Here is a 12,436-nt window from a genome sequence, read left to right as displayed (position 1 = left end):
CAAAGAAAGACCGGCGCAACGAGCCTGTAAGGCTGTTTGCGACAAGTCTGCGGATGCAGCGAGCGGGTTGCAGGCGGAGGAGTTGGAATCTCAGACACAGCCATTGCAGCGGACCTGCCATTGGTAGGAATGGTTCGATTAATTCGCTGGCGCGCCGCCGGACGAATGAACTGCTCTCACAGAGCGCCAAACTTACCACTCTGCCGAGTCGACCGAAAACTATTCGAAACAATCGATCATTCTGATCCATTTTTTGCGTTGGACCTTCGGGTGTTGGAATGCGATTTCGTCCACTGCATAGATGGAGTATGAAGTGTCTGCTCGTTCCTCGGTCCATTCAAAGCACCACTCGAAGTCGTTTCGGATAATGACCACGCTACAGGATATCTTACCTGGGATATTCCTAGCTGCGGTCGTCAGTGGTGCCGCCTATTCGCTGCGCGGCTTCCCAGCGCTTGCCATTTTCAGCCCGATGATCCTCGCAGTCATCTTGGGCATCATCTTTGCAAACATCATCGACATCCCCCGTGGCGCGGCTGCCGGGATCGCCTTTTGCCAACGTCCAATTCTCAGGACAGCAATCGTGCTGCTCGGTTTTCAGCTCACCTTTTCGCAGATCCAGTCCGTTGGCATGGGTGGTTTCCTCATCGTTGCTGTTTCGCTTTTCGCCACCTTTATCGCAACGTTGGGCATAGCGCGCCTTCTTGGTGTGGAGCACAAGCTGGCAGAACTGATCGCTGCTGGCACTTCGGTCTGCGGCGCCTCTGCGATCGTGGCAACGAACTCCGTCACCAATGCCGATGATGAAGATGTGGCTTACGCCGTCGCATCTATCACTCTGTTTGGCACGATTGCGATGTTCATCTTCCCATTGCTCATGCCGGTCTTCGGGCTTTCAGACGCAGAGTATGGTCTTTGGGCAGGCACGGCGATTCACGAGGTCGCACAGGTTATTGGCGCCGGTTTCCAGAACGGCATGGAGGCAGGCGAGATGAGCACAATCGCAAAACTGTCTCGCGTCGCTATGCTGGCACCCCTGGTTCTGGCACTTGGCTATCTTGCTACCATGCGCCAGACCGCAAGCGTATCGGCCCGGGCACCCGTACCATGGTTCGTTTTTGGGTTTGTTGCCGTGGTGGCACTCAACAGCCTTGTCAGTCTTCCGGAAGCCTTCACGGCGACCATTCCCAAAATGACCACGTTTCTGCTCACTATTGGGTTGGCAGCCATGGGGCTGCGGACGAATGTGGGGGAGATTCTTGCCAAGGGTATTAAGCCCTTGCTGCTGGCCTTTTCGGCGTCGATCTTCATTGCCGCGTTAAGCCTCGTCCTGATAAAAATGTTCTAGAAAAATTTCTCAATCCCAAGGGAATAATATGCCGGCTCCGCATCTCAAGCGGGGCTCATGAGAGATCAGGTTTAGATGACACTGGAACAGCTACGAATTTTTGTTGCCGTCGCCGAACGTGAACATGTCACGCAGGCGGCTCGGGATCTCAACCTGACGCAATCTGCAACGAGTTCGGCCATAGCGGTCCTTGAGGCGCGTTATCAGACGAAGCTATTTGACCGCGTCGGCAGAGGCATCGTACTGACAAGCGCGGGCCATACGTTTCTTGCAGAAGCGAAAGCCGTGCTCGCTCGGGCGGAAGCCGCTGAGCATGTACTGGCTGACCTTGCCGGACTGCGGCGTGGCACCATCCATGTCGCCGCAAGCCAGACCGTCGGCAACTATTGGCTGCCCCGATACCTGCATGAGTTCAAGATGGCATACCCAGGCATATCCGTATCGCTCACGATCGGCAACACGGCGGAGGTTGCGGCTCTCTTGCGCGATGGGGCTGCGAATCTCGGCTTCGTGGAAGGCGAGGTGCGTGATCCACGCATAAAGGCAACACCGATCGACTCTGACGAATTGGTTCTCGTTACCGCCCCCGGCCATCCCTGGTCTGAGAAGACGAATGCGTCTCTTGATTTTTCCAGAGTCAAATGGGTTTTACGCGAAGTCGGTTCCGGCACCCGCGACATCGTCTCTGCCTTGCTTGCCGATAAGGGGCTGACGGTGAACGACGTCCCTGTTAGCCTTGTACTTCCTTCGAACGAAGCCGTTGTTGCGGCAGTCGAAGCAGGTGCCGGCGTAACGGTATTGTCCAGACAAGTCGCGAGAAGTGCCATCGAAACCGGACGCTTGATCGTGATCGACTACCCTGTCCCTCACCGGCACTTCTTTATGCTGCGTCATAGGGAACTTCATGAAACCATAGCGGTGCAGGGGTTCGCCAAGATGATTAAAGCCTGCCTCCAAGCGACTCTTGATGAAACATAGCACAACGCCGTGTAATTTTTGATGGGGACCGTATCCGGAGGCAACACTACAAAGCGTTTCGCCTACCTTCATTGAACGAGATCCTCAGCCGCAGAATATGAGAATACTGGGACTGGCTTTCAAGCTGTATGAATAGCCCCTAGCTTTCTGGACGCCTTCTTCCCTAAATTTGAGGCAAGGAGGCCATGATGCGGTCTGGCAATTTCAGTGATGAGTTCAAGCGTGATGCGGTCGCGCAGATTACCGAGCGGGGATACCCCGTTGCGGAGGTTTCGAAGCGTCTCGGCGTGAGCCCGCATTCGCTCTATGCTTGGAAAAAGAAGTTCTCTAAGCCCTCGGGATCGGACGATGTGGATCAAACAGCAGAGATCCGGCGACTGAAGAAGGAACTGGCGCGCGTCACCGAGGAGCGCGACATCTTAAAAAAAGCCACCGCGTATTTCGCCAAGGATGCAAAGTGAGATACGCGTTCATTGCAGAGCATCGCCAGCAGTTCACGGTTCGGGCAATGTGCCGTTGCCTGCGCATCCGACCCAGCGGTTTCTACGCGTGGCTGAAGAATCCGCTGAGCAAGCGGGCGTTGGAAGATGCACGTCAGACGGAGCTCATCAGCAATGCCTGGAAGGAAAGCGGCAGGGTCTATGGCTACCGCAAGCTCCATGACGACCTTCTCGATCAGGGAGAGACCAGTTGTGCCAACCGCATTGCTCGTCTTGCCAGGCTGGCCGGGATCAAGGCGCAGATCGGCTACAAGCGACGGCCCGGCTCCTATGGCGGCAGGCCCTCGATCGTGGTCGACAATACCTTGGCCCGCCAGTTCGATGTGGAGGCTCCAGACAGGGCGTGGGTGACCGACATCACCTACATCAGAACCCAGGAAGGCTTTGCCTATCTGGCCGTTGTCATCGACCTGTTCTCACGTCGTGTCATCGGCTGGTCAATGCACAGCCGCCAGACAACCGACATCGTGTTGCAGGCTTTGCTCATGGCAGTGTGGCGTCGAAAGCCCAAGAACAAGGTCCTGATTCATTCCGACCAGGGTTCCCAGTTCACCAGCATGGACTGGGCAGCATTTCTCAAGCATCACAATCTTGAGCACTCGATGAGCCGACGGGGGAATTGCCACGACTGTGAATGTACTATCGCAGCCTGATGGCCTGACCCATGCTACGATTGACTGCGTGTCATTGCGTTGACCTGTCGACCATCAGGCTGCCCCGGCAGCGGGCGAGATGTGACCTTATAGGAGCCTGACGGTCCCGTACCTTCACAGTCCTGTCCTCTTCGATCGATGCCCGGGCCATTTTTTTGGCAAGAGGACATCCATGGGCCAGATCATCATTGGCGTTGATACGCACAAATCCAACCATATTGCTGTCGCGCTCAACGCACACGGCGCCCGGCTTGGTACCCTGACCATTCCGACAACACGACAAGGGTATAACGAACTTGAGGCGTGGGCCACTGGCTTCGGATCGGTCAAAGCGTTCGGTATCGAAGGCACAGGGTCGTACGGCGCTGGCCTGTCGCGCGATCTGCTGTCCAAAGGCTACACCGTCCTGGATGTGATGCGGCCCAATCGGCAGTTGCGCCATCTTCAGGGCAAATCCGACAGCATTGATGCTGAAAGCGCTGCACGGTCCGTCTTGAGCGGACAGGCCACTGCATTGGCCAAGGCGCAGACAGGATCATCGGAAATGATCCGCCACATCAAGATCGCGCGCGACAGTGCGGTAAAAGCCAAGTCCCAAGCGATGATCACATTGAAAACATTGATCATAAATGCGCCGACCGAGCTGCGGGATGCGCTTGACCAGATAAAGGGCAGAATAGGTCTGATCCGACATGCCGCGGCGCTGAGGCCCGGTGATATCACATCACCTACTGCGTCCGCTAAGGCATCGATGCGCGCGATTGCGCGGCGCTGGCTGACCTTGCACGAGGAAATCCATGGCCACGAGCAGGCACTCGACCGTTTGGTGCGCGATCGGGCTCCCGGATTGATGGAATCGCATGGCATTGCCACCATGACTGTTGCGGAAATGCTGATCCTCGTCGGCGACAATCCGCAGCGTATCCGGTCCGAGGCCGCCCTGGCCAAGCTCTGCGGCGTCTGTCCGATCCCTGCGTCCAGCGGCAAAACAAACCGCATGCGATTGAACCGAGGAGGGAACCGGCAGGCCAATGCTGCGGTGTATCGGGTCGCCATCGTCAGAATGCGCGATCACGAGCCCACAAAGATCTATGCGGCCAGACGAACAGCTGAGGGGAAAACACGCCGAGAGATCGTTCGTTGTATAAAGCGATACATTGTGCGGGAGATATACCGGCATCTCTGTACGTCAACCCAGCCAACGGCCAGTTGACAAATATAGGAGCTTCAACGCTGTGGCAGAAAGCTTCTTCAATCTGCTCAAGCGTGAGCGGATACGGCGCAGAACCTATCGAACACGCCAAGAGGCAAGGCAGGACGTGTTCGACTACATCGAAATGTTCTACAACCCAAAACGAAAGCACGTCCGGAACGGGATGCTGTCACCCGTCGAGTTCGAACGACAGCAGGAAAACTAACCCGAGGGTGTCCACGAAACTCGGGGCTATTCATGGAGCCGTCTGACAGCAATTCGGCATCCCCCTCACCGCTGACCTCGTTCATTTCGTCTGATCCGGTCCATGTAAAGAAGACCATTGCAGGGCTGTCCGCATCGGCCAGAAGAACGGCATTGTCCGGCAATGGGCGAAGCGCGGCACGCGACCACGCCAGCCAGCCGATCAGCGCTATGAGAACGTGTATCTGTTCGGTGCCATCTGTCCCGCCAGAGGCACGGGCGCTGCTCTGGCTCTTCCCTATGCAGACACCTACGCAATGCAGTTGCACCTTGAAGAGATCAGCAGGACCGTCAAGCGGGGCGCTCACGCCGTGCTGTTGATGGATCGCGCAGGATGGCACACGACCTCAAAGCTCAAACTGCCAAAGAACGTCACGCCGATCTTCCTGCCCTCGCGGGCGCCCGAGCTCGATCCGGTGGAGAACGTCTGGCAATATCTGCGTCAGAACTGGCTCTCCGACCGGGTGTTTGAAGATTACGATGCCATCATCGAAGCCGCCTGCAAAGCATGGCAGAACCTGATCGCCGAACCAGCCACCATCACCTCAATCGGATCCCGGAAATGGGCCATGGAAAGTCAGAGATGAGGGCCGTTGGTATGATCCCACCAATCTAGACTGAGTATCACATCAGTCCTTTTAAGAACCTCCACGCAAGGATCATCCACAAAGGCAATTAGAGGGTCACCCACGTGCAACGTGTGTGCGGTCGGAAACCCTGCTGCAACTTTAAAGTCGGTCAACACTCGAGCGCCAAGTACCTCGGCGAGGGCAACTCGCGTCTGCCAGTCTTTTTCGCTCCGGGATACTCTGCCAGCTAAAATCACTGTCCCGTATTTCTGAAATCCGCAAACAGCTCCGTGACCTTGGGATCGCCAGCCAATTTCTCCAGCAGGCTCGGTATCGAAACAGAATGATGCTTTAGAACTTCCGTCATGTGAGTGACACCGGTTCTGAGCCCGCCCAGGCGCGCGCGATTATAGCTTTTAGTGCCGCCCTTTCCAGCGGCCTCGGGTTCCAATAGGGATTGGCCAAGGCATCGGCCGCAATGATATCAATGCCGCTCTCAGGCATGCCGAGCTCGCGAAGTGATTGCGGGGCACCAATTCTCGCGGACAGTTCAAAGAGACCTCTAGGAACATCGGCGAGCCCCAACGCCTCCTTCATCATGTCCATGGCTTGAGGTACTGCAAGCGCATTGTATGACAAGGCGTGTGGCAACATCACGGCATGCGTCTCTGCGTGAGGTAGATCGTATCGCCCGCCAAGCGCGTGGCAGAGTTTGTGGTGCAGCGCCATCCCGACGTTACCCAAACAGACTCCGCACAACCAAGCTCCATATAATGCGTCTGACCGCGCTTTGGCATCGCTCGGATTGTCGCAAATGCGCGGAAGCGCACCTGCCATCGCCCGCATACCATCCTGCGCCAGCAGGTTAATGATTGGATTCCCATTGCGGGCGTAGAGGGCCTCGGCAGCATGGGCAATGGCGTTGAGTCCGCTGACCACTGACAGGTAAACTGGCAGCTTTAAGGTGAGGTCTACATCGTAGATGACAACTTCTGGCAATACCGTTGCGCTGGTTAGGGTCTTTTTGCAGCCGTTTTCTGTCTCGCCAAGAATGGGAGTCATCTCTGAACCGGCGTAGGTCGTTGGGGCGACAATCTGCGGCAGATCAGTCCGCAAAGCTAAGGCTTTTGCCAAGCCAGTGGTAGACCCCCCTCCGACAGCGACGAGTCCGTCCACTTCCAGCCGTTTTACCTCGGCGAGTGCTTGCTCCGTCACATCCACCGGTGTGTGCATGCGGGCACCAGAAAAAATGCCTGCAGCTCTTCCCCTGAGTTTCTTTGCCAGTGTTTGGGCCTGTTCCGTCTGTTCTGGCGTAGAGAGAACTAGCACGCGCCGCAGCCTTAGGGTCTCCAATTCTTCATACAGGGAAGTCAACGTTCCCGATCCGAAAAGCACCCGGGCCGGATGGGCATTGTAGACGAAATCCAGCATGGATCATTCTCCTTGTTTACTGAAAAGGCCTAGGTCAACACTGCGAGTCCGCCCAGTGTCCCGCAACTGATGAACAGCGTCGATAGGCCTCCGAGTGCCCACCTCACCATAACTTCACATACGGCTTGACCAACTGAGCTGCTATTTGCTTCACCTCATGTCCGAAAGAGGTGAGCAAACGCGCCCAGTGGTGCGGCGCGCCGCACCTCGATAGCGATCACCGTGGGCAGAAGCTTGTTGAAAAATCTCACCATAACTTCCCGGCGCAATTTTCGCCGAAGAACCACCTCCTCAGCGGCATTCACACCATGATGCTGAAAGACAGACTTCGACGTATCCATTCCGATTCTGATAGTTGGCTCATGGACGGCTCCCTTGTTTGAGCATTGACAACTCATTCTGGCACATCAGATGCCGTCGGGGGACGTCCACTCCATCAAGTGTGGAGCACGGCGGTAATGCCAAGGCGCGCACCGAGATGTTTTGGATCGGCGGCGATGGTCGCTCTTCGTCTCGCCGTCTGTATCCCAGCATTGCGCAAATCCCAGTTGCATAATGGTTCCTAGGTCCACTGCCGGATCTGATGCAGGAGTCGGCCGCGGGCAGAAGAGATATGTGCCTTGAGCACCCGGGCCGCTGCGGCCGGGTCTCCGCGCTCCAGGGACTCAATCAATTCGGCATGCTCGCGCATCGCCTCCTCTCCAAGACGAAGTTGATAGGTTTCGGTGCGCATCTTGAGCGAGATCCGCTCGAATATCGACGCCAGCATCTGCACCAGATGCACGTTGCCGGACTGGACCGCGAGCGCCAAGTGGAACTCGGCATCGACCTGCAGCCGAGTCTTGGCGGCATGGTCGGCGATGGCCTTCTCGTAGCGCAGGCCGATCGCACGCAGCGGCGCGGTCTCCACCCGTCCCGATACGGCGAAGGCAGCGTCGAGCGCATAGAGTTCGAGAGCCTCGCGCACGCCATAAAGGTTCAGCGCCTCCGTCTCATCGATCTCGCTAACGTAATAGCCGCGATTGCGCTCATGGCGCAGATACCCCTCCTGGTGGAGCCGCTCGCAGGCCTCGCGGACCGGTGTACGCGAGATACCGAGCGCCTGCGCAACCTCCTGATTGATCAGCTTGTGGCCCGGCCGATAACGCCCGGACAGGATCATCTGCTTGATCGCGAGATAGGTGCTGGCCTGGGCCTGAACACCGCCGACGACGGCAACCGGGCGCGCATCCGCCGTCAGCCTCACTGCACCGCCTCCTCGGTCCTGGTGGAGAGTATCCCCCTTCTATAGCGCAGGTATTGCAGTGATGCCATGACGAGGCCCAGGAGTGTCGCTAGCGCCATGAGCCACCACAGGCTGGTCAGCATCCAGCACAGCGTCGCCACCACACCGGCGGCGGCGAGACCGAGATCAAGCGGGGTGGTGCGGACAATAAACTGGCGCTCGGTGAGGATGGCGGGAAACAGACCCAGCAGCAGCGCGCCGTAGGCCGCATAGGCCATCTCCGGTGAGACGGCGGGAAAATCGAGCAGCGCCGGCTGGTAGACAAACAAGAAGGGCAGCAGCATCGGGGCAACCATCAGCCGCATCGCGCCCCAGGCCGAACGCCAGAAAGAGGCTCCGGCAATCCGGCTGCCCACGATCACCGCCGTGGCGATAGGCGGGGTAACGGCGGCAAACACTGCGTAATAATAGACGAACATGTGCGCTGCCGTAGCGTCGACGCCCAACTGGCGCAACGATGGGATCACCATCACCGCCACGATAGTATAGGCAGCCACGGTGGGCAGTCCGAAGCCCAGGATGATGCAAGTGACCATCATCACAACCAGCGCCAACAGCACCGAGCCTGCCGACAGCAGCGCGACAATCGAGGCCAGCTTGGGCGCCAGCGCCGTGGTAATCATCACCTGGGTTACCAGCGAGATCATAGCTACGATGACGGCGATCTCGGCGCCCTGCCGGGCTCCACCGGCGAGTCCTTTGACGATGCGCCGCACTGCGTCGGCGAACCCCTCCCGGCTGGTCAGCGCCGCACGGTTGAGAAAGCTCAGCACCACGATCGCCGCGATGGCCCAAGTGATCGACAGATGCGGGGAATAGCCGTTGACCAAGAGAACCACCACTATTCCGAGCGGGATGACGAAGGCGGGCAGGTGCTTGAGGATCAGCCCCCTGTCTATGGGTTCGTCTTCCAAGGTCAGTTCGCTGCGCCGCACCAAGAGTAGGATCGGCATGAGGATGGTCAGAAAGAACAGGATCGCCGGCACCAGCGCCATGACGGCGATGTCAATGTAGGCGACGCCTAGAAAAGTCGCCATGATGAACGCGCCGCTGCCCATGATCGGAGGCAGGATCTGTCCACCGCAGGACGCGACCGATTCGATGGCTGCGGCATCCTGCGGCCTGATTCCCTGGCGTTTCATCGCCGGGATGGTGAAGGTGCCGGTCAAGGCGACATTGGCCACAGTGGCTCCTGTGACGGACCCCAGCAGCGAGCTCGACACCAACGCCGTCATCGCGGCGCCGCCGCGCACCACACGACCGAGCGCCTTGCCAATCTCAAAGAACATGCTGGTGACGCCGGTGGCCTCCAGCACCCCTCCAAACAGCATGAACAGGAAGATAACATTGGCCGAGATCGGCGTGACTTGCCCCCAGATACCAGTGCCGCCTCCGCCCACAAGAAACATCATCGCGTAGTCCGCCGACTGCAGGCGCGCCGCCTGCAGGGGGCCGGGGATCAGATAACCAAAGAAAAGGTAGAGCACGCCCAGCCCGCCGATGGTGGCGATGATGCCGCCCCATTCCAGCCAGCACACCGCGAGGAGCAGTGCGACCAGCACGACACCGGCGACGAATTGCGGCGTGGTCAGCGAGATGCCAAACATCATCTCCATCTCGGGTTCGGCACCAAAGAAGAAGGCGAACAGGACCGCGGTGAGCGGCACCGCTACCGCCATCAGCGCGCGGGTCACCGGCCGGCCGCGCAGCATCAAGCCCATCTCGACGATTAGCAGCGCCAAGCCCACATGCACGATGGTGTGGCGACCCTGCCCCCAGGGGAGTAAATAGTTGTAGCTCAAGTGATAGGCCGCAGCTGCGAGGGCAACGGTGGCGATGACGATACCCACAAGTCTGGTCATGGATGCTAACTCCTTGCACGAAATGATCCAGCGCCGGCCGACGCTCCCCTAAGGGCCCCTGGGGGGGGGAATTGCCCAGGCCGGGGCCGGGGGGGCAGAGCGCGGCGAACGCCACCCCCGGGAGCCTATTGCCTTAGTCGAGAAGTCCGGCCTCCTCGAAGGCCCTGGCTGCGCCCGGATGCAGCTCGGCGCGCGTGGTCTGTCCGAGCAAGCGCGCCGGTGTGGCGATGGTCTCGAGCAGCGCCTGGTAGTCGGGCAGTTCCTCGGCCCGATCGATCATCGTCCTGACGATCTCGTAGGCGGCTTCCTCTGGGAAATCCTTGTTCACCGTAATCATACCGGGCGAGAATACCCAGGTGACAGGTTCGTCAGTCTCGATGGGCAGAACGCCGGGCGCGAGAGTGATTGACTGGAACGGCAGGCCTGCGGCGCGGGCATTTTCGAAATGCTCCTCGGTGAAGCTGAGCGGGTGCAGATCGCGGCCCGAGGCGATGAGCTTGCTGAGCACGCCAGGAGTGAAGGCCTTGGAGCCGTCCGGGAACACCGGCACCTGAGTGGCGGTGGTCGACATGCGTCCGTCCGACACCGCCTCGTGCGAGGGATCGGTCCCGAGAAACTCGAAACTGACCTCGGCGGCGGGCAGACCATTTTCCACCATCATGGCAGGGATACCTCCCCAGTTCGCCTGACCGCGCCGGCCGGCAGCGACCGTCATCCCGTCGAGATCGCTCACCGCATTCAGCTCGTCATCGGTGGTCACGAACCCGACCGCGGCGTAAAGATAGTTGAACAGCACCTTCACATCGCCGCTGATGTCTACCGCCTCGGCGAAGAAGGGTTCGACGCCAAGCCGAGCATAGGCGTGATCGAGAACGGTCGTGCACCCAATCGAGCTCTTCCAGGCGGGGTTGTTCATCAGGTTGACCGTGGCCGCGGTGGCCCCTGCGCCCTCGGCGGAAATGATACGAACGTCCTGGTTGTCGGCGAACATCTCCTGCATTGCATTGCCCACCGTATAGGCGACCGAGCCCAACGTCCCGCACTGGAAGGTAAACTCGGCCGGCTGGTCCTGTGCCACGGTCGGCGCGGCAACCCCAAGGGCGCTCACCAGCGCCGCCACTGGCGCGAAAGATTTCAACAAGGTCATTTTTTCCTCCTCTAGTTTTAAGGGCCTGACCGCTCACCGATCAGACGCAGCGGGTTATCCGCCAGGATCCGGTCACGCGTGACCCGATCCGGAACGAAGTCCTTCATAAGATTGAGCAGATCGCCATCGTCGGGCATGTCACGAAAGACGCCGGTATGCGGCCAGTCGCTGCCCCACAGCATGCGGTGCGGGGCAATGCCGACGAGATCGCGCGCAACGGGCACCGCCGCCGAAAGCGGTGTGCCGGGACCGCACAGTCTGTCGGCTCCGGACAGCTTAATCCATACGTGGTCGTACCCGGCGAGTTCGGCCAGCAAACGGTAATGAACCCCCTGCGTGCCCTCACGCAAATCGACGCGGCCCATGTGGTCGATGACCACCGGGCACTGCGCGGCGGAAAGCGCCAGCATTAACTCCGGCAGGGCATCGGCAGCGAAATGCAGCTCCACGAACCATCCCATCCGGGCGCACCACGCCTCGGCGCGACGGAACCCGGCCCGATCGAAGCTGCCTCCGTGTTGGGGATTGAAGGCGAAGCGGATGCCGCGCACCCCGGCCCGGTGAAATTCGCGCAGCAGTGCCGCGTCCGCCTCTTCGGGCATGCAGACCACACCGGTGAACCGTCCCCCGCCCTGCGCGAGCGCTTCGAGCAACGGCCGGTTGTCGGTACCCTGCAAATTGGCATGCACAAGCATAGCCCGCCCAATCCCAAGCCTCTCCATAAGGGCCAGATAGACATCAATGGGCGCCGGGGGCGGCGTGTATTTGCGGTTCGGCGCGTAAGGCGCTCGGAGCGGATCGAACAGGTGGAAGTGCGTGTCCCATGCCCCATCGGGCAGCGCAAAGGTCACCGGTGCATGCGTGTGCCGGGGCCCCAGACAGGCGGGAATGTTATCTTCGGCCACACTGTAAGTTTTGTTGTGGTTGCCCACGTTCCGCTCCTCCATCTACTGACCCAGATCGCCCGCATTGCTCATAAGGTGATACGCTCCCAGCGGTAAGCCCTACCCGGACCGCTAGATTCCGCTCCCGCGAAAAACGGCCCAAGAGGATCAGCCCTCACTTTCGTGGGATCCGTAACACGCGCCATATCCCAATACAAGATTGCATGCAATCTTGTATGCAAAACACCTCGCACCGGCAGAGCGGCCAGCCTAGGCCGTAAACTCATAAACGGGTGACAGTGGTGGCTTGATTTGATTCAAGG

The 12,436-nt window shown here is 59.1% G+C and carries 8 protein-coding genes and 4 pseudogenes; 6 read left to right on the top strand and 6 right to left on the bottom strand.

Annotation, left to right across the window (positions count from 1 at the left end):
• Positions 1–367: 367 nt before the first annotated feature.
• The 6 genes and pseudogenes from V4T21_RS09525 to V4T21_RS09500 all read left to right on the top strand — a co-directional run.
• On the top strand, positions 368–1,348 hold the full coding sequence (locus V4T21_RS09525; protein ID WP_332715867.1) for a YeiH family protein: 981 nt from the start codon (positions 368–370) through the stop codon (positions 1,346–1,348).
• Positions 1,349–1,423: 75 nt separating this feature from the next.
• A complete protein-coding gene (locus tag V4T21_RS09520) occupies positions 1,424–2,326 on the top strand; it encodes a LysR family transcriptional regulator (protein WP_332715865.1) in 903 nt (300 codons plus the stop codon).
• 185 nt (positions 2,327–2,511) lie between these two features.
• Positions 2,512–3,455, top strand: a pseudogene (locus V4T21_RS09515) (IS3 family transposase); the annotation flags it as partial.
• Between the two features lie 196 nt (positions 3,456–3,651).
• Entirely contained in the window at positions 3,652–4,692 is a 1,041-nt protein-coding gene (locus V4T21_RS09510; RefSeq protein WP_332715863.1) for an IS110 family RNA-guided transposase, read from the top strand.
• A 16-nt stretch (positions 4,693–4,708) separates the two neighbouring features.
• Positions 4,709–4,897: pseudogene (locus V4T21_RS09505) on the top strand (IS3 family transposase); the annotation flags it as partial.
• A gap of 130 nt (positions 4,898–5,027) precedes the next feature.
• Positions 5,028–5,522: pseudogene (locus V4T21_RS09500) on the top strand (IS630 family transposase); the annotation flags it as partial.
• Between the two features lie 345 nt (positions 5,523–5,867).
• On the opposite strand, the gene V4T21_RS09495 reads toward V4T21_RS09500, so the two are convergent.
• The 6 genes and pseudogenes from V4T21_RS09495 to V4T21_RS09470 form a co-directional block, all read right to left on the bottom strand.
• Positions 5,868–6,935, bottom strand: coding sequence for a maleylacetate reductase (locus V4T21_RS09495; RefSeq protein WP_332715861.1), 1,068 nt, complete (start codon positions 6,933–6,935; stop codon positions 5,868–5,870).
• 112 nt (positions 6,936–7,047) lie between these two features.
• Positions 7,048–7,333: pseudogene (locus tag V4T21_RS09490) on the bottom strand (hypothetical protein); the annotation flags it as partial.
• Between the two features lie 164 nt (positions 7,334–7,497).
• Entirely contained in the window at positions 7,498–8,181 is a 684-nt protein-coding gene (locus V4T21_RS09485; RefSeq protein WP_332715859.1) for a GntR family transcriptional regulator, read from the bottom strand.
• Positions 8,178–10,082, bottom strand: coding sequence for a TRAP transporter permease (locus tag V4T21_RS09480; RefSeq protein WP_332715857.1), 1,905 nt, complete (start codon positions 10,080–10,082; stop codon positions 8,178–8,180). The genes V4T21_RS09485 and V4T21_RS09480 overlap by 4 nt, the downstream gene beginning before the upstream one ends.
• A gap of 133 nt (positions 10,083–10,215) precedes the next feature.
• Positions 10,216–11,229 carry a TAXI family TRAP transporter solute-binding subunit gene (locus tag V4T21_RS09475; protein ID WP_332715855.1) on the bottom strand — a complete coding sequence of 338 codons (1,014 nt, stop codon included), beginning with the start codon at positions 11,227–11,229 and terminating at the stop codon, positions 10,216–10,218.
• Positions 11,230–11,246: 17 nt separating this feature from the next.
• Entirely contained in the window at positions 11,247–12,161 is a 915-nt protein-coding gene (locus V4T21_RS09470) for an amidohydrolase family protein (protein ID WP_332715853.1), read from the bottom strand.
• Positions 12,162–12,436 lie beyond the last annotated feature (275 nt).

The organism is Pelagibacterium mangrovi, from assembly GCF_036662815.1.
Classification (GTDB): Bacteria; Pseudomonadota; Alphaproteobacteria; order Rhizobiales; family Devosiaceae; genus Pelagibacterium; species Pelagibacterium mangrovi.
Note: the sequence above shows the minus strand (reverse complement) of the source record. Positions and strands in the feature narration are given on the sequence as shown.